Annotated in this window: 19 protein-coding genes; 9 read left to right on the forward strand and 10 right to left on the reverse strand. The window is 59.8% G+C overall.

The genetic code is table 11. The annotated features are described in order from the left end of the window. Positions 1–4 precede the first annotated feature (4 nt). From RHEC894_RS16985 to RHEC894_RS17000, 4 genes are read right to left on the reverse strand one after another with little or no spacing between them, the layout of a single operon-like run. The gene (locus RHEC894_RS16985) at positions 5–748 is read right to left on the reverse strand and encodes an ABC transporter ATP-binding protein (RefSeq protein WP_206427867.1); all 744 of its coding nucleotides are present in this window, start codon (positions 746–748) and stop codon (positions 5–7) included. Beyond that, positions 748–1,623 carry an ABC transporter ATP-binding protein gene (locus RHEC894_RS16990; RefSeq protein ID WP_085738146.1) on the reverse strand — a complete coding sequence of 292 codons (876 nt, stop codon included), beginning with the start codon at positions 1,621–1,623 and terminating at the stop codon, positions 748–750. The genes RHEC894_RS16985 and RHEC894_RS16990 overlap by 1 nt, the downstream gene beginning before the upstream one ends. Continuing rightward, complete coding sequence (gene livM / locus RHEC894_RS16995) at positions 1,623–3,014, reverse strand: high-affinity branched-chain amino acid ABC transporter permease LivM (RefSeq protein ID WP_085738147.1); 1,392 nt, start codon at positions 3,012–3,014, stop codon at positions 1,623–1,625. The genes RHEC894_RS16990 and livM overlap by 1 nt, the downstream gene beginning before the upstream one ends. Before the next feature lie 4 nt (positions 3,015–3,018). Further along, positions 3,019–3,921 (reverse strand): branched-chain amino acid ABC transporter permease LivH, encoded by a 903-nt coding sequence (locus RHEC894_RS17000; protein ID WP_085738148.1) that lies wholly within the window; start codon positions 3,919–3,921, stop codon positions 3,019–3,021. A 537-nt stretch (positions 3,922–4,458) separates the two neighbouring features. Here RHEC894_RS17000 and cysQ point away from each other — a divergent pair. The 3 genes from cysQ to RHEC894_RS17020 all read left to right on the forward strand — a co-directional run bounded on the left by cysQ (position 4,459) and on the right by RHEC894_RS17020 (position 8,255). Continuing rightward, positions 4,459–5,256: a 3'(2'),5'-bisphosphate nucleotidase CysQ gene (cysQ, locus tag RHEC894_RS17010; protein WP_085738149.1), complete on the forward strand. Its 798-nt coding sequence runs from the start codon at positions 4,459–4,461 to the stop codon at positions 5,254–5,256. Between the two features lie 620 nt (positions 5,257–5,876). Then, positions 5,877–6,602: a sugar transferase gene (locus RHEC894_RS17015; protein WP_085738150.1), complete on the forward strand. Its 726-nt coding sequence runs from the start codon at positions 5,877–5,879 to the stop codon at positions 6,600–6,602. Between the two features lie 1,377 nt (positions 6,603–7,979). Next, complete coding sequence (locus RHEC894_RS17020; protein ID WP_007533628.1) at positions 7,980–8,255, forward strand: DUF1153 domain-containing protein; 276 nt, start codon at positions 7,980–7,982, stop codon at positions 8,253–8,255. 22 nt (positions 8,256–8,277) lie between these two features. On the opposite strand, the gene RHEC894_RS17025 is transcribed toward RHEC894_RS17020, so the two are convergent. Then, on the reverse strand, positions 8,278–8,745 hold the full coding sequence (locus RHEC894_RS17025; protein ID WP_085739026.1) for a paraquat-inducible protein A: 468 nt from the start codon (positions 8,743–8,745) through the stop codon (positions 8,278–8,280). 135 nt (positions 8,746–8,880) lie between these two features. Here RHEC894_RS17025 and RHEC894_RS17030 point away from each other — a divergent pair, with 135 nt between their 5' ends. Beyond that, positions 8,881–9,159, forward strand: a complete 279-nt coding sequence (locus RHEC894_RS17030) for a GNAT family N-acetyltransferase (RefSeq protein ID WP_010067926.1) — start codon at positions 8,881–8,883, stop codon at positions 9,157–9,159. 153 nt (positions 9,160–9,312) lie between these two features. Here the strand turns inward: RHEC894_RS17030 and RHEC894_RS17035 are convergent, their stop codons facing one another. After that, positions 9,313–9,663 carry a flagellar export protein FliJ gene (locus RHEC894_RS17035; RefSeq protein ID WP_085738151.1) on the reverse strand — a complete coding sequence of 117 codons (351 nt, stop codon included), beginning with the start codon at positions 9,661–9,663 and terminating at the stop codon, positions 9,313–9,315. Positions 9,664–10,098: 435 nt separating this feature from the next. Here RHEC894_RS17035 and ctrA point away from each other — a divergent pair, with 435 nt between their 5' ends. After that, the gene (ctrA, locus tag RHEC894_RS17040) at positions 10,099–10,800 is read left to right on the forward strand and encodes a cell cycle two-component system response regulator CtrA (RefSeq protein ID WP_007533606.1); all 702 of its coding nucleotides are present in this window, start codon (positions 10,099–10,101) and stop codon (positions 10,798–10,800) included. A 205-nt stretch (positions 10,801–11,005) separates the two neighbouring features. Here ctrA and RHEC894_RS17045 read toward each other — a convergent pair whose 3' ends face one another. Both RHEC894_RS17045 and RHEC894_RS17050 read right to left on the reverse strand, forming a co-directional pair. Further along, positions 11,006–11,368: a response regulator gene (locus RHEC894_RS17045; protein WP_010069020.1), complete on the reverse strand. Its 363-nt coding sequence runs from the start codon at positions 11,366–11,368 to the stop codon at positions 11,006–11,008. Between the two features lie 121 nt (positions 11,369–11,489). Beyond that, a complete protein-coding gene (locus RHEC894_RS17050; protein WP_085739027.1) occupies positions 11,490–12,137 on the reverse strand; it encodes a histidine phosphotransferase family protein in 648 nt (215 codons plus the stop codon). A 195-nt stretch (positions 12,138–12,332) separates the two neighbouring features. Between RHEC894_RS17050 and RHEC894_RS17055 the strand changes: the two genes are divergently transcribed. Both RHEC894_RS17055 and RHEC894_RS17060 read left to right on the forward strand, forming a co-directional pair. After that, positions 12,333–12,920, forward strand: coding sequence for an EipA family protein (locus RHEC894_RS17055; RefSeq protein WP_085738152.1), 588 nt, complete (start codon positions 12,333–12,335; stop codon positions 12,918–12,920). A gap of 117 nt (positions 12,921–13,037) precedes the next feature. Next, positions 13,038–14,198 carry a hypothetical protein gene (locus RHEC894_RS17060; protein ID WP_085738153.1) on the forward strand — a complete coding sequence of 387 codons (1,161 nt, stop codon included), beginning with the start codon at positions 13,038–13,040 and terminating at the stop codon, positions 14,196–14,198. Positions 14,199–14,202: 4 nt separating this feature from the next. On the opposite strand, the gene RHEC894_RS17065 is transcribed toward RHEC894_RS17060, so the two are convergent. Both RHEC894_RS17065 and RHEC894_RS17070 read right to left on the reverse strand, forming a co-directional pair. Beyond that, positions 14,203–15,027, reverse strand: coding sequence for an RNA methyltransferase (locus RHEC894_RS17065; protein WP_085738154.1), 825 nt, complete (start codon positions 15,025–15,027; stop codon positions 14,203–14,205). Between the two features lie 7 nt (positions 15,028–15,034). Then, positions 15,035–15,421: a hypothetical protein gene (locus RHEC894_RS17070; RefSeq protein ID WP_010068103.1), complete on the reverse strand. Its 387-nt coding sequence runs from the start codon at positions 15,419–15,421 to the stop codon at positions 15,035–15,037. 42 nt (positions 15,422–15,463) lie between these two features. Between RHEC894_RS17070 and RHEC894_RS17075 the strand changes: the two genes are divergently transcribed. Together RHEC894_RS17075 and rpoH are read left to right on the forward strand one after the other, a co-directional pair. Then, positions 15,464–16,489 carry an RluA family pseudouridine synthase gene (locus RHEC894_RS17075; protein WP_085738155.1) on the forward strand — a complete coding sequence of 342 codons (1,026 nt, stop codon included), beginning with the start codon at positions 15,464–15,466 and terminating at the stop codon, positions 16,487–16,489. A 179-nt stretch (positions 16,490–16,668) separates the two neighbouring features. Then, complete coding sequence (rpoH, locus tag RHEC894_RS17080) at positions 16,669–17,577, forward strand: RNA polymerase sigma factor RpoH (protein WP_003566040.1); 909 nt, start codon at positions 16,669–16,671, stop codon at positions 17,575–17,577. Positions 17,578–17,752: the final 175 nt, after the last annotated feature.

Consider the following 17,752-nt stretch of genomic DNA (forward strand, 5'->3'; position numbering starts at 1 on the left):
TCGACTAGTGTCTTCCGCCTTCGAGATAGGCGGCGCGGACCTCAGGATTGGCGAGCAGTTCCCTGCCGGAGCCGCTCATCGTTACCTTGCCGTTCACCATCACGTAAGCGCGGTGCGAAAGCTTCAAGGCGGCGAATGCATTCTGCTCGACGAGGAAAACCGTCAGCCCTTCCTGTTCGTTGAGCTTCTTGATCGCCTCGAAGATGCCCTTGACGATCAGAGGCGCAAGGCCGAGCGATGGTTCGTCGAGAAGCAGGAGCTTCGGGCGCGCCATCAGCGCGCGGCCGATGGACAGCATCTGTTGCTCGCCGCCCGAAAGCGTGCCGCCGCGCTGGGCGTGGCGTTCCTTGAGACGCGGGAAGAGCGTGAAGATCTTCTCGACGTCCTCGGCGAAATATTTGAGATTATCCAGGCCGGCGCCCATCTGGAGGTTTTCCAGAACCGTCATGCGCGGGAAGATGCGACGGCCCTCCGGCGACTGCGCGATGCGCAGGCGAGCGATTTCGTGGGTCGGCATCTTGGTGATATCGCGACCCTCGAAGACGACAGAGCCGGTACGGGCCTGCGGGCTGCCGCAGATCGTCATCATCAGCGTCGACTTGCCAGCGCCATTGGCGCCGATCAGGCTGACGATCTCGCCCTTGTTGACATGGACATCGATGCCGGCCAATGCACGGATATTGCCGTAATAGGTTTCGACGCCGTTCACCTGAAGGAGCGGTTGACCCGTCATTACTTCGTCGCCCATCAGTTTGCGCCTCCTTCGAGCTGCTCGACGGTTGCGATCACCTCTTCCACCTCTTCATCCTCGACGCCGAGATAGGCCGCGATGACCTTCGGATCGTTCTTCACGTGATCCGGTGTGCCATCGGAAATCTTCTGGCCGTATTCCAGGACGACGACGTGATCGGAGATTTCCATGACGACCGACATGTCGTGCTCGATGAGCAATATCGACGTTCCGGTTTCGGCACGGATGCTCTGCAGCAGCTCGTTGAGCGTTGCCGATTCCCGCGGGTTCAGACCTGCGGCCGGTTCATCGAGGCAAAGCAGCTCCGGACCGGTGCACATGGCGCGGGCGATCTCAAGGCGCCGCTGGGCGCCGTAGGGCAGATCGCCCGCCGGGTCGTCGGCACGGTCGATCAGATCGGCCTTTTCGAGCCAGTGACGTGCAAGCTCGACCGCAGCGGCCGCCTCCCGTCTGTAAGGGCCGATGCCGAGGAGGCCGAGGATCGTATAACCCGATGCCTGCATCAGCTTGTTGTGCTGGGCGACCAGCAGGTTCTCGAGAACGGTCAGGCCGGAGAACAGCCGGATGTTCTGGAAGGTGCGCGCCACCTTGGCTTCCTTGGTGATGCGGAAGTCAGGCAGACGCTCGAGCAGGTACTGCTTGCCGCTCTTCTGGTTGAGCGTAATCATTCCCATCGTCGGCTTATAGAAGCCGGTGATGCAGTTGAAGACGGTGGTCTTGCCCGCGCCGTTCGGCCCGATCAGCGCGGTAATATCGCCGCGCTTGGCTTCGAAGGAGAAGTCGTTGATGGCCATCAGGCCGCCGAACTTCATCGACAGGTGCTCGACTTTGAGAAGCGTATCGCTCGACATCGTATTGGTAACGGGGCTCATCAACCGTGGCCCTCCTTGGTGAAGCTTCCGGATATTGCCTTGCGTTCCTTGAGGAAAGCCGTCGGTTCACGCGAACCGACGAAACCGCGCGGCTTGAACAGCATGACCACGACCATGGCGAGGCCGAAGAGCAGCATGCGGTAGAGTTCCGGCGTGAAGTCTGGCCCGAAGACCACTTTCAGGAAGTCCATTTCGCGCAACGCTTCGGTACCGCCGACCATAACGATCGCGGCGACCGCGATGCCGGTCAGCGAGCCCATGCCGCCGAGAACGACGATGGCGAGAACGACAGCCGATTCCAGGAAGATGAAGGATTCCGGCGAAACGAAGCCCTGGCGCGCTGCGAAGAACGAGCCGGCGAAGCCGCCGAACATGGCGCCTGTCGCAAATGCGGTGAGCTTGGTCGTCACCGTGTTGATGCCGAGCGAACGGCAAGCGATCTCGTCTTCGCGCAGCGCTTCCCAGGCACGCCCGATCGGCATGCGGCGCAGCCGGATGGTAACGTAAGCCGTCAGCATGCAAAGCGCCAGGATCAGATAGAAGAGGAAGATCTTGTAGTAAGCGGAAGACATCGGCAGGTGGAAGAGCTTGGCAAAACCGCCGGCCGTCGCATCGAAAGGAATGCCGAAGAGCGTCGCCTTCGGAATGCTCGAGATGCCGAAGGTTCCCTTGGTCACGTCAGTCCAGTTTATGAGGACGAGGCGGATGATTTCACCGAAGGCAAGCGTCACGATGGCGAGATAGTCGCCGCGCAGGCGCAGCACCGGGAAGCCGAGGATCACACCCCACAAGGCCGCGAAGATGCCGGAAAGCGGCAGCAGCACCCAGAATGACAGGCCGAAATAGCTCGACAGCAGCGCGTAGGAATAGGCGCCGACCGCATAGAAGGCGACATAGCCGAGATCGAGCAGGCCGGCGAGGCCGACGACGATGTTCAGTCCCCAGGCGAGCATCACATAGATCAGGATCTGGATGCCGAAATTGTCGACCCACTTCAGCGAGCCCTGTGCGCCGACAAGCGCCACGATCACCATGGGATAGAGCAGCAGCGCAATCAGCGCGATCTTCAGGAAATGCCGATGGAAAAAGTTCTTTTCCGTCGAGATGTCGAGATCGCCCTCTCGCGCCTTGCTGAGCTTGCGGCGGTCGATATTCGGCTTGATGAAAACGACCATGAGGAAACGGCCGATCGCCGCGACGGCGACGAAGATCGCAAGCAATCCCCAGCGCTGGACGATAATCAGCTCGTTGTTGATGTTCTGATCGGTCTTGAGACCGACATAGAGAACGAACATGCCGAACGACAGGACGGCGGCGAAAAGGGCTTCGGTAAGGCCTTTGCGGACAAGTCCGGCATCGGACTTGCCTGCAGAATTCTCAATGTTTGCCATGACGTTATACCTTCTCGACTTCCGGCCGTCCGAGAATACCCGTCGGCTTGAAGATCAGCACGAAAGCGAGGATGGCGAAAGTCGCGACATCCTTGTACGCGATGGTGAAATAGGCCGACCACAACGATTCGATCAGGCCGATCATCAGCCCACCGAGGACGGCGCCCGGCAGCGAGCCGATGCCGCCGAGAACGGCCGCGGTAAATGCCTTCACACCCGGCGTGAAACCATCGGCGAACGAAGCGACGCCATAATACATCAGATACATCGTGCCGGCGACGGCAGCGAGTGCCGCACCCATGACGAAGGTGATGGAAATCGTCTGGTCGACATTGACGCCGAGCAACGCCGCCATCTTGCGGTCCTGCTCCGTGGCGCGCTGGGCGCGGCCGAGCGCGGTGTGGTTGACGATGTACCAGAAGATCGTCAGCAGTACCGCCGTGATGACGATAATGATGATCTGCTTCAGCGACACCGAGATGTTGCCGAACTGGTAGACCGTGCTCACCATCGGCGGGATCGGCTTGTTGCGCGGTCCCTGCGTCACCTGGATGAAGTTGGACAGTACGATCGACATGCCGATCGCGGTGATCAGCGGCGCCAGGCGGAAGGAACCGCGCAGCGGACGGTAGGCGACGCGCTCGATCGTCCAATTCCACAAACTCGTCATCAGCATCGCAACGACAAGCATCGCCAGCAGCAGAATTGCCACCGGGAGACCTGCGAAGATGGATGTGAGGACGAGGAAGACGATGAGAGCGGCGAAACCACCGAGCATGAAAATGTCGCCATGGGCGAAGTTGATCATGCCGATAATGCCGTAAACCATCGTATAGCCAATAGCCACAAGGCCATAGATGGATCCGAGCGTCAGCCCATTGAAGAGCTGCTGGACGAAATACTCCATATGTCGTTTTCCCCTGGATGCGAGCCGAAAATGCTGCATCTCTTTTTGGTTCTTCGGTTCCCCGTTTCAGGGAACCTCATAAGCCGAATGCATAGCGGTTTCGTTGGAAATGTGAAGACAAAAAGGATTTACTCCGGCAGATTCTTGGCGAAACAGGCCTAAATGGTTCGTTTTGAACCAAAATCCACAGAAAATCGGCATCGGAAGGCGGATTTTTAGCCAGAAATCGCCGCCAGGTTAAACATTCGGCAATGTTGCCGGCGATTTCATGCGCCGTCTGCCGCGTAAGCTATTCCACAGAATTGGAAGATGACGCAAATTCAGACCTTAAGCCGGCTGCTTTTACGAATACCATTTCATTAGCAGATACCCATCTTCGTCTGACAAGACTGAAAGCTTATGGTAGCATCGTGAGCTGCGTTATCGGGGATGCGGAGCGCAACGGGAAACACCATATTAATGAGCATGGTGACAGGGATGGTTTGCGGATGAGCGACAGTGGGACGTTCGCCCGCGCGGCGAAACGGCAAAAGGACAATGCTGAGGACATTTGAAAGAGCGGCACTCGAAGCCGGCAGGGCCATTATAACGGTTTTGCGCGAAGGCTTCCCAGTCGCCATGAAAGCCGATGCAAGCCCGGTCACCGTCGCCGACGAGGAGGCCGAACGCATCATCCTCGCTCATCTCGCCAGGGATTATCCCGAAATACCGGTCGTGGCGGAGGAATCGGTCGCCGCCGGAAAAGTCCCCGACATCGCCGGCCGAGGCTTCTTCCTGGTCGATCCTCTCGACGGCACGCGCGAATTCGTCGACGGGCGGCAGGAATTTACCGTCAACATCGCCTATATAGAGAACGGCGCCCCGATGGCCGGCATTGTCTATGCGCCGGCGCTCGGGCTCGCCTTCTCGGGAGAGTGCGGCCACGCCGAAAGGCTCGTCGTCACGGAGGATTTCACGGTCGGCGCACGCAGCGCAATCACCGTGCGCGAACAGCCGGACGACAGGTTGGCGCTCGCCAGCCTTCGCCACAACAGCCCTGAGACCGGAAGCTTCCTCGCCCGCCACGCGATCTCCAAATGCACCAATATCGGCTCCTCGCTGAAATTCTGCCTGCTCGCAGAAGGCAAGGCCGACGTCTATCCGCGTTTCACGCGCACGATGGAATGGGACACGGCGGCCGGCGATGCGGTGCTGCGCGCCGCCGGCGGTTCGACTGTGACCCTCGACGGAGCGCCGTTGACCTACGGCAAGACGGGAGCGGCGGCCGATTCCGACTTCGCCAACCCGAACTTCATCTCCTGGGGTGGCAGGAAACACGTCCTCGAACCGGCGTAATCTCGCGCTGCAGGCGCTGACCTCAGACAACGGATAAATCCCTCGCACCGAGCGATGCTTCGTACCCGTCGCTGCCGGGCTCACATGGCTCCGTCTCCTCCTTAAGGCCGCTGCCGGCACCGTTTGGAACACGGACAGCTAAAGGGTGTGATTTGCAACGCCAGGATGGATCAAGCGATTCCGGGCGCGAATCCGATTCGCCGAATCTTCCGGACCGAATGCTGCCGATCCGCCTTGATTTTGTCATATTGTGATACAGTTTGAACGCAGCCGGGCATCCTCGCCCCAAAAATTTCGCTTAGGATCCGGTTAAAAATATCGGTTAACGAGTAGCGGTCGCGTGCCGAAACCGCACGTCGGACCACCCCTGGAAGGTCTCGCCAAAGGCCTAGAAACCTTGACGAAATTCCAATTATTAACGGAATATCATGAGGTTGCCTCAACTTAACGCAAATGCGAAAGATTTGTTGCGATGCGATATTTCTCTGGACACCATTACACAATTGTCGCATTTTTCCGTTTTAGTAGGGTTACCAACACCTGAGTGCAGCCCTGGTGACAGGGTTAACCATTGATCGCCTATTGCCGCCGCGCCCCTCGAAGACAACAGAGTACGATCCTTGAGCATCACGGAACTAAACAACAGCATTTCGACTGACTCCTTCCGGCCGAGCCGCCGCCAGCAGCCGACCCTGAAGGTTCAGACCCCTGTGATCCATAGCGATGCGCCGCAGGCGCCGCTGATGGACATTGCCCTGAAGCGGGCGTTCGACATCGTTTCGTCGTTGAGCGCCCTCCTCGTCCTTGCCCCCTTCCTTCTTTTGGTCGCGCTGCTGATCAAGCTCGACAGCCCGGGACCGGTGCTCTTCAAGCAGACCCGCTGGGGCAAGAACTGCAAGGCCATAAAGGTCTACAAGTTCCGCTCCATGCGGACCGATCTCTGCGATGTCTCGGGTATTGCCCAGACGGTAAAGAACGACCCGCGTATCACCCGTATCGGTGCCATTCTTCGTCGCACGAACGTCGATGAGCTGCCGCAGCTGCTGAACGTGCTGATGGGCGACATGTCCGTCGTCGGTCCGCGCTGCCATGCGATCGGCATGCGTGCAGGCGGCATGCTCTACGAAGAGCTCGTGCCGGAATATCATCAGCGCCACTCCATGCGCCCGGGCATGACGGGTCTTGCCCAGATGCGCGGCCTGCGCGGTCCGACCGATCGTCCGGCCAAGGCGCGCGCCCGCATCGCCAGCGATCTCTATTACGTCGGCAATTTTTCGATCGTGATGGATATCCGCATCATTGCCGGCACCGTCGTGTCGGAACTGACCCGCGGAAAAGGCTTCTAAGCTTTCCGAGAAGACCAGCTGCGTTTACGCATGTAGGCCAAAACTGTGCATCAGTTTTGGCCTACATGCGTTGAAGCTGAACCTGAAGCGCGCAGTGACACTGCTTGAATGCAAGCCCGGAAGTGTATAGCGGTTTCGGAATAACGACAGGCACGAAGGCAAAGAGCCAAAGAAATCGCGCCGGAATGCCCTGGCGGCCGCCTGCGACGGCTGACCGAATCACGCTTACGAAGCCCACGCTTCAGATAGCGCCACCGCCAAACGCGGCGAGAAATCGAGAATGATCGCGATTACGTCGCCGCTCCTGCCGACCGCAAACCATCGTAAGCATTCGATTTCGCGGCGGCTCAGCTCTCCAATACCCTCCTCTGGGCCGGCGCCGCGGCAGACATCGCCCGGAAGCTTTCCACAGCCGCAGAGCACGCCACCGCCTGCTCTTGCACGGTACAGCTGCCGAGAAGGCGAAAAATGTATTGTTTCAGATCAGAGTCGTGCAACGGCATTCTTCAGCCCGTGCCTCGGAAAAGCGTCTTCAAGTGACGGTTTTGCTGATTGGCGGCGACGCCTGCAATTGACCGCTCCTCTCACCGAAGATCGGCACGATCCTCTGCTTCATCGCGTTATCACCCTGCCACAACAGAAGAGATCGGCGGCGGCGCACTCAAGGAGACCCCGCGGACAGTTGTCGATCAACGCGACACGCTAAGAGCCGTGCGGTCGCGCTCCGTGGGAAAGCCATGACCAGATATATATCGAAGCCAGCAAGCATCGCCATCTCGCCGAGCCGCTCCTTAGAGCATGATGCCGAAAAGTGTGAGCGGTTTTCGGGCGACATCATGCTCTAACTCTTTAATTTAGAACAGGATTCAGATTTAAGGCCGACCCGGCCTTAAATCATCCTGTTCTAGCGTCGTTGATCGAAATCCGAAATCCTCGGTCGGCGAAGGCAAAAATGCAGCATTCTCAGCGCCATCATCGACTCACCACTCACGTTTATCTTCGTAGCCTCATATTCTCGGGTCGGCACGCTGCTGCCGTCGACGAGAAGCTCGCGCCGAAGCATGCAGAAAAACGGCTACCCCATCCCACCGACACGAAGCATCAGGCACGAACTGGACTGAAACAGCGGGAAGACCGAGACGAAGTCTGCGTTCATTCTTATATTGGAGCGCTTGGAAAATTATCCCGGCAGACCGGGTATTATTGACCTCGTATCGCTCCCATGCAGCCGCTGCACGTGGCGGCAGCCGGCTACCCCAAATCCCGGGCCGGGAGGGCGGCTAAATTTGTTATCAAAGTCTTACGATGGGTTTAGGCAAATTTTAAATGTGGCAGGCTAGAGTGACGTCCGTGGTCTTGCGTTGTGTAGAGAGTCCAATGACCGAAATGATACGTCCCCGAGTGAAATATGTCATCGGCCCCGATGGCAGCCCCCTGACGATCGCGGATCTTCCGCCGCCCAATACGCGGCGCTGGGTGATTCGCCGGAAGGCAGAGGTTGTCGCGGCGGTTCGCGGTGGCCTGTTGAGCTTGGAAGAGGCCTGTGAGCGTTACACGCTCACGGTCGAAGAATTCCTCTCCTGGCAGTCGTCAATCAACAGCCATGGCCTTGCCGGCCTGCGCACCACGCGCATCCAGCAGTATCGCCACTGATCGCACCCAGCATCGATGCAATTTATTTCGGGCCGGACGCATCTCCCATCAGGGAATGCAGAAGGCCCGAAATCATTGACGAGGCCGCGTAGCACCAGAGACCGGGCTGCGTGAAGGCATCCGCCAGCCCCGTCGTCTTTGCCGCCGCAATGACGATCGCGACCAGCAGCACGTCCATCATTGACCACTTGGACAGATGCGGCACGACGCGACGATAAAACAGGCTGCCGGCACCGCCGCCGGCAGCCGTCGCTTCTGCGGCAATCCCGCTCATCTTCAGAAACGGCAGCACGATCGAGACCAGCGCGACGATCGCCGCCAGCAGTCCATCGCCGCCCTTCCAGAGGGAGGCGACGATTTCGATGAGCGACGGGGTCTGATCGAAAAAATACAGCGTCTCGAAACGGACCAGCGGCAAGATGAGGCCGAGCGCCAGGAGGAAGGGCGCTGCCACGAGAAGAGCGGGGCGGATGATCGAAAGCGGGCTCATTGCTGCGAACCTCGCGCCCATCCGGCATTTTTCATGAACACTGCGTCTCCCCCGGGAATTGTTCCATCGGCTTGGCACGACGGCGCCGCCGTGTCACCGTCGGCTGTGATAAATATCTGTGCACTGGGAAAGACAATGGACATTCGAAATGAGGAAGGCGCCTCCGGCGGCCGTTATACCGCAGAAGTCGAGGGGCACCAGGCGGAGATGACCTATTCGCGCACCTCGCCGAAGCTCGTCATCATCGATCATACGGCGGTTCCCGATGCCTTGCGCGGCAAGGGCGTCGGCCAGGCATTGGCGCTTCACGCGGTGGAATCGGCCCGCGCAGGCGGTTGGAAGATCATTCCGCTCTGCCCGTTCTTCAAAGCGCAGGCGCAGCGCCATCCCGAATGGCACGATGTCGTGAACTGATCCGCCTGCCTGAGGTGTCTCGACTTCGGGACGGTGACATGCAAACGCAAAAATGAAACACCAAAAGCCATGTATGAAGGACAGCACGCCCGTCATACATGGCTTCTCTGAGGCGATCCCCGCGGCGCCGAAGCCGGCGCCCGGCGTTTTCTCTTATGCCCGTGCGCGAGCGCTGGTGTCACGCTCTTCCAGCGCCGTCGCCCTTGCATATTCCGCCTGCATTTCTTCGAGCGCCATTTCCAGCGTCTCTTCCTGCATTTTCAGTTCCTTGATCGAAACCTGCAGGTTGTCGGCCCGCTGACGCGCAGCCTTGGCGAAGGTCGGATAAGCAAAGTGATTCGGGTCTGATATTCCGGACTTCTTTTCCTCGACGACGATCTGGCTCTCCAGATCCTTCGTCATCCGTTCAAATTCGGACATCATCATCTGCAACTGCTGCAATTGACGTCGTTTTTCGTTCACCTGAAATTCCTTCAGGCGAACGAGACTCTCTCGCGACTTCATACGCATTACTCCCGTGATGCGAGACCCCGGCTCAACTTGAAACCGCCCTGCGCGCCGCTTTGACACGGTTTGCTAAAAAATTTCCGGCGATATTAACAAATACCTACCGCTGGTAACCTTTCGTTTACGGGCATCGTTAATGATAGGCCCGATGATTTAAGGGTCGGTAAATGCCGCGGCATGAAGTTCGAACCTTTTCATTGGCGAGTCGGATGAATCACTTAGCGTCTTTTCCTAATGTTAAAGTTTAGGAAAGCCTTTTTGAGATTCCTATTGGAAAACAGAGAAATGGAAAAATTATTTAATAAATTCGATACTCCTTGCCAGAGTGAATTAGAATTTGTTAACCATTTCGTGGCAGCTTCCAAATCACGTAGCGTGTTCGGTATCGTGTAGGGGCCAGACCACCTTTCGGCGGCGGTAAAGGGGATAATTATGCGGGTACTTCTCATCGAGGATGATAGCGCTACGGCGCAGAGCATCGAGTTGATGCTGAAATCAGAAAGTTTTAATGTTTATACCACCGATCTCGGTGAAGAAGGCGTCGATCTGGGCAAGCTGTATGATTATGATATCATCCTTCTCGATCTGAACCTGCCCGACATGTCCGGATATGAAGTGCTTCGCACGCTCCGGCTGTCCAAGGTCAAGACACCGATCCTCATTCTGTCGGGCATGGCCGGCATCGAAGACAAGGTTCGCGGCCTCGGTTTCGGCGCCGACGACTACATGACCAAGCCCTTCCACAAGGATGAGCTCGTCGCCCGTATCCACGCCATCGTCCGCCGCTCCAAGGGCCACGCCCAGTCGGTCATCATGACCGGCGAACTGATCGTCAACCTCGATGCCAAGACCGTCGAAGTCGGCGGCCAGCGTGTCCACCTGACGGGCAAGGAATACCAGATGCTGGAGCTGCTTTCGCTCCGCAAAGGCACCACCCTCACCAAGGAAATGTTCCTCAACCACCTTTACGGCGGCATGGACGAGCCGGAACTGAAGATCATCGACGTCTTCATCTGCAAGCTCCGCAAGAAGCTCGCCAACGCCGCCGGCGGCGCCAACTACATCGAGACCGTCTGGGGCCGCGGCTACGTGCTGCGCGAGCCGGATGGCACCGAATACGCCGAAACCGCCTGATTTTCCGATCCCCCCTTATCGGATAACGAAGATCCCGCCCTTCTGGCGGGATTTTTCGTTGGCCGGCCATCGGAAGCGGCCCCGAGATGAGGACCTCCGGCTGGATCGGTTCAAAATCCTCTCTATCTCGATCAAGGAAACAGAATATCGGCGGCCGGAAGCGCCTGCACTTTCGGCCTCATGCTGCAGGGGAAGAGAGCTGCCGTCAGGCAGCGATCGCGCGGTTTCCGAAGACGGCGGTCAGGATCTTTCGATCGAACGGCTTCAGGAGGAAATCAGTGGCACCGGCACGCTTGCCGGCCATCAGCTTCTTCAGATCCGCCTCGACAACGCAGTAGTAGATCTTGACCTCTTTGCCACCGTCCATGGCGCGGATGGCGGCGATCAGGTCGAGAGCGCCTTCCATACCGGAATCAACGATCAGATATTCCGGCAGCTCCGCCTGGCAGCGCTGCAGCGCCTCGCCGGCATTGGAGGCCTCGCTGACGAGAAAATCGAGTTCGGAGAGAATGCGCTTGCCGACCTTGCGGACGATATCCGAATTATCGGTGATCATGAACCTTTGCATGGGCGCTCCTTTGCCCCTCGCATTCGTCGCAGCGAGAGGCCTCTTACAACCCTGGAGGATAGGTCCATCTGGCTAAGGAATCGTTACCGTCCGGGCACCGAAACCCACCCAGGCTCCAAAATCAGGCAGCGGCGGCCACCGCCGTGAACACCAGCTCTTCTGCGCTGGCGCTGTGATCGAGCGTCATTCCGCATTCCTGCGCCAGCAGAACGGTATAATAGGGCTGGATCGAATGGGCATCGATCGCCTCTTCGATCGCGCCGGTCGATATCTCGACGAATTTCGGCGGCAAGCGCATCAGCTTGCCTTTGGCCGTGAGCTTGAACCTGGCATCGAACTCGGGATTCTCAAGCGTCACTTCGAGCACGCCGCCGCGCGGGATGGCGGAATAGGCGACGAGGAAGAGGTTGAGCAGCAGCTTGACGCGGTTCTTGGCGACGATGGCGCGCGGCCCGTTCCAGATCACCTCGGTCTTCTTCTCGGCGACGGCGAAATCCTTGGCGGCCCGCTCGGCCTCGCCGGTATCGATCGAAGCGCCGACGGAGCCTGAAGCGCCGAAGGCGAGGCGCGCAAATTTCAGGCGGACGGAAGCGTTGAGCGCGCTGGTGCGGATCAGGTCCATCGCATCGGCATCGGCACCACCCTCATCGAGGAGTTCCAGCCCATTATTGATCGCACCGACCGGTGAGATGACGTCGTGGCAAACGCGGCTGCAAAGAAGCGCGGCCAGATCCGGGCCGGACAAGGTGAGATTGGGATTCTTGGACATCATCGTCTCCTGAGGGGCGGCAACTTCATCGCGCCCGGGAATATGCTTCATCAAAATTGCGCGAAGTTTGCGATCGTATTCAGTGCCATAATGACACCATATTTGGTAAACCGATTGTTAAGATCATCGGCGCAAAATGCACCAATCGCCGCGAGCGCTTGCCCGCTCCCAGCCAAACGACGAACGGATGACACCATGCGCCCTCGATTTCCGCACCGATTCATCGGCTTCTGCAGGTTGCTTTCGGCCCTCGTTTTTTCCTCGCTGATGGTTGCCGGACCCGCCTCCGCCCAGGACAACGGCCAGTATACGATGCAGGAAATCGTCGATGCCGGCCATTCCTTCTTCGGCTCCGCCAGCGGCGGCCTTGCCAAAGTCGTCGAGGGTGCCTTCCAGAAATACGGCCTGCCGAACGGCTACATCCTCGGACAAGAGGGCGGCGGCGCCTTCATCGCCGGCCTGACCTACGGCGAAGGCCAGCTGAACACCAAAAACGCCGGCGAACATAATCTCTACTGGCAAGGCCCCTCGCTCGGCCTCGATTACGGCGGCCAGGGCTCGCGCGTGATGATGCTGGTCTACGACCTGCCCACCGTCAACGGTATCTATGCCCGCTTCGGCGGCGTCAGCGGCTCGGCCTATGTGATCGCCGGCTTCGGCATGACCTTGCTCAAGAATAACGACGTGCTTGTCGTGCCGATCCGCACCGGCGTCGGCGCCCGTCTCGGCATCAATGTCGGCTATCTCAAGATCACCCAGGCGCCGACCTGGAACCCCTTCTGAGGCCGCAGAGCAACGGGGAATTGGCCGCCGACCGCATCGGCGGCCTTGCCATGCGCACCATGCGTGCTTAATCATCTCGGTTGACTCCGTATTAACCTTCGAATCGATGGCCGCGCCGTGATCGAATATGCTCTCTTGTTCGGATTGGGCTTCCTGACCGCGGCCTTCCTCGTCTTTCTGATCTCGCCCGCCGTGCACCGGCGCATCGTCTGGTATACCGAGAACCGCTTGAAGGCGACCATGCCGCTGAGCCCGCAGGAGGTTCGCGCCCAGAAGGATATGGTGCGCGCGCTCTATGCCGCTGAAAATGCCCGGACCACCCAGGACCTTCTGCGTGAGCGCGAAAAATCCCTGTCGCTCCAGCTTCGCCACGACGCGCTTGCCGTCGATGCCGGCAGGCTCGCCGCCGAGATCAGCGAATTGCAGTCGCAGATCGGCGAGATGCATGTCGAGGCCGCCGAGCAGCGCTCGCATCTGCGCAAGGACGAGAATTATATCAGCCAGTTGAAGACCAACCTGCATATTGCCGAACAGTCCGTTGCCAACAAGGAGAGCGAACTGGCGCAGATGAGGACGCGGCTGAGCAAACTCGGCGAACAGACCGATGGCCTGAGGATCGACCTCGCCGCACGCGAAACCGAGGCGGAGAGCCTGAAGTTCCGCGCCAACGCGCTGCGCGACGAACGAGACACGCTGCGCCAGGACGTCAACCTGTTGCAGAAACGCGCAAGGGATGCCGAACAGAAATTGACGCAGCAGCAGCACATGGTGATCCGTCTCGAGGACAAGGCCGCGCGCGACAGCGCTTCGGCTGCCGAGAAGGAAACCCTGCTCGCCCGCCGCCAGCAGGAGATCGCCAAATTGAAGGAGCAGGTGAAGGCCGCCAACGCCGAGATCCGCAAAGTCAACCGGTTGCTGCGCGACGCAGGCCTTGCCAAAATGGCCACGGAAGTGCCGGCCGGGGATGCGGCCGAAGACACGACCGCATCCTCGCTCGATACCGCTGCCCTGACGACAGAGATGGGCGAGGATGTCCGCAGCCGCAGCGCCGCTCTTGCCGATCGCCTTCAGAAGGCAAAGACCGTTACCGGACGCGACGGCGCGATCCGCGAAGAAATCGCCTCGATCGCCGCCAACATGGTGGCGCTGACCGCGCTCAACGAAGGTCCATCGTCGCCGATCCGCTCGCTGTTGCCGGATGCGGCGGAAAAGACCTCTGGCGATCGTGTCAGCCTCGCCGACCGGGCGGCGGCGATCATCGCCGATCCCCAGCACTGAGATCTTAAAAAAGCTTCATCGCGGAAGCCATGGAAAACAATGCAATCCCCGTCGCGGTCGCAGCATTGAGGCTGTCGAGTTCCTCCGACTGCGGAATGCGCGCGCTCTGGAAACGCGCCAACAGCGCCTCCGGCAATCCCTCCCCCTCCGTGCCGACGACGAGCGCCATGCGCGCTGAAGCCGGAATGGCACGGATATCGGTCTCGCCGTGCGGCGAAAGCGTCCAGATGGCAAAACCTCGTTCGGCAAGCGCCAGCAGCACATCCAGCGCCTTGCCGCCGCGCCGGTAGGGAACGCTCAGCACCGAACCGACCGAGACACGCAGCGCCTTGCGGTAGAGCGGGTCACAGCAGGTTTCGTCGAGCAGCACCGCATCCGCCCGGAAGGCCGCCGCATTGCGGAACATCGAGCCGGCATTGTCGTGATTGGAAATGCCGCAGCCGACGAGCACCAGCGCCCGCTCCGGCAGCGCATCGAGCAGCGCCGCCTCTCCCCGATCCTCCCGCCTGCCGAGCGCGAGAACGCCGCGATGCAGATGGAAACCGACGACGCCGTTGAGAACATCGGCCTCGGCGACATAGACCGGCACATCGGCCGGCAACCGCTCCAGGATCGGCAGAACGCCGTCGACGCGGTTGCGCAGCAGCAGGATCTTCTCGGCAGAAAAGCCGCGGTCTTGCGCATGCGCATCGGCGAGCATGCGCAGCACGACGGTGCCCTCGGCGACGAACCGGTTGTCCCGTCCCGTCAGGTCACGCTCTCTGATATCGCGGAATTCAGCGATGCGCGGATCGTCGGCGCTGTCGATGGCGATCGGAACGGCGGCCATGCAGGCCTCAATTGCCCGCGACAGTGACGTCGGCGACGGTGCGGCCGGTCCTGAGGTCGAAGACCAGCGCCTTGCCCTTGCCCTCGGCCGTTTCGCCGTAGAACAGAATCTGCCCTGCCGAAAACGAGGTGGACTGCACCTTGAAGCCGGACGGCAGGGAAACGGTCGCTCCAAGCGGTGCATCCGAGGGCACGCCGGAGGCGGCAGAGATGGCCGCCGTCTCCTTCGGCTCGCTGTGCATCGCCTTGTAGACAACCGCGCCGAAGACCGCCATAAGGCTCACGAACATGATGGCGCCGGAAACGATCTGCAGGCGGACCATCTTGCGCCGGACACTTTCCATCGCCGGATCAAGGGGCTTTTCTTCCTGCTCGTCTGGCTCGATTGCTGTCATCTGTGCGTCCCGTTCTAAAAAATACGTCGGAGAAGAAGCGTCTTGAGCGACCCCTTTAAACAAGCAGCCGGCAATAGAAAAGTCCTGACCGCCGATGAAACTGCCGAAGGCCGGCTCGATGCATGGCTGACGGCGCAGGTCGGCGAGGAATTTTCGCGCAGTCGCATCAAGACGCTGATCAAGGACGGCCAGGTTTTTCTGCGCGGCGAACCCGTCACCGACCCGCAGCGCAAGGTGCGCAAGGGCGACAGTTTCGAGATCACGCTGCCCGAGCCGGAAGACCCGACGCCGCTCGGCGAGGACATCCCACTCGATATCCTCCATGAGGACGAAGACGTCATCGTCATCTCCAAGCCTTCCGGTCTCGTCGTCCATCCCGGCGCCGGCAACTGGACGGGGACGCTAGTCAACGCGCTGATCTATCATTGCGGCGATACGCTCTCCGGTATCGGCGGCGTGCGTCGCCCCGGCATCGTCCACCGTCTGGACAAGGACACGACGGGGGTCATGGTCGTCGCCAAGAACGATATTGCCCATCGCCACCTCTCGCTGCAATTTGCCGACCATGGCCGCACCATGCCGCTGGAGCGGGCCTACCAGGCAGTCGTCTGGGGCAGGCCTCGCGCGCTGACGGGCACGATCGACGCGCCGCTCGGCCGCGCCACCGGCGATCGCACGCGCCGCGCCGTCAAGCGCCCCGACAGCCATGACGCCGATGAGGCGATCACTCATTACGAGGTGATCGAGCGCTTCCAGGAGAAGCCGGATGCAACCGCGCTTGCCTCGCTGGTCGAGTGCCACCTCGAAACCGGCCGCACCCACCAGATCCGTGTCCACATGGCCCATATCGGCCATCCGCTGCTCGGCGATACGGTTTACGGCGCCGGCTTCAAGACCAAGGCCAATCGCCTGCCCGAGGACATCCGCAAGGTCGTCAACGGTTTCGGCCGCCAGGCGCTGCATGCCTTCATGCTGCAATTCGAGCATCCCCGCACTGGCGAAATCATGCATTTCGAGGTGCCTCTGCCGGATGATATGGTGGAACTGGTCGAGGCATTGCGGGGATAGAGGCGTCTCCGCCCCTCTCACACTCGCGTGAGCGGCACCTTGAACCGCCGTTTCGCCACACTTATCTGTATATGGACTTAGTGCGGGCTCGGAATAAGAGCCGCACGTCCCGGTTTGCCTTTTTTAACGCGAGGACGCGTTTCCAACGGGAACCGGAATCCACTTTAGGAGGGTGCACTATGGCCCGAAATACCTTGCCGTCCATTACCGCCGGCGAAGCCGGTCTCAATCGTTATCTCGACGAAATCCGCAAGTTTCCGATGCTTGAGCCGCAGCAGGAATACATGCTCGCCAAGCGTTATGCCGAGCATGGCGACCGCGACGCCGCCCACAAGCTGGTCACCAGCCATCTTCGCCTGGTCGCCAAGATCGCCATGGGTTATCGCGGCTACGGCCTGCCGATCGGTGAAGTCGTTTCCGAGGGCAATGTCGGCCTGATGCAGGCCGTCAAGAAATTCGACGCCGAGCGCGGCTTCCGTCTTGCCACTTACGCCATGTGGTGGATCAAGGCCTCGATCCAGGAATATATCCTGCGTTCGTGGTCGCTGGTGAAGATGGGCACGACGGCCAACCAGAAGCGCCTGTTCTTCAATCTGCGCCGGCTGAAAGGCCGCATTCAGGCGATCGACGACGGTGATCTGAAGCCGGAGCACGTCTCCGAAATCGCCACGAAGCTGAAAGTCTCGGAGGAGGAGGTCATTTCGATGAACCGCCGCCTGTCCGGAGACGCCTCGCTGAACGCGCCGATCAAGGCGGCAGAAGGTGACAGCGGCCAGTGGCAGGATTGGCTGGTGGACGACCATGACAGCCAGGAAGACGTGCTGATCGAACAGGATGAGCTCGATACCCGTCGGCGTATGCTGGCGAAAGCGATGAGCGTGCTGAACGAACGCGAACGCCGCATCTTCGAGGCTCGCCGCCTCGCCGAGGATCCGGTGACCCTGGAAGACCTGTCGACGGAATTCGACATCAGCCGCGAACGGGTCCGCCAGATCGAGGTCCGCGCCTTCGAAAAGGTTCAGGACGCTGTCCGCAAGGAAGCCCAGGAACGCGCCAAGGCCGTCCGCGTCGTCGAAGCTACGGCCTGATTGCTCAACTTGAGAATTGGAAACGCCACCTCCCGATGGGAGGTGGCGTCTTTGTTTTGTCAATTGGAGCGTACCATGCGCCCTCATCCAACCTGTCTGCAGACGTCTTGGGATGGCAGGGCGTTACAACGAATCTCTTCTCCCCAGCGGGGAGAAGAGGGAGCAAGCGGTTAAC

Source organism: Rhizobium sp. CIAT894 (assembly GCF_000172795.2).
In the GTDB taxonomy this organism is placed as follows: domain Bacteria; phylum Pseudomonadota; class Alphaproteobacteria; order Rhizobiales; family Rhizobiaceae; genus Rhizobium.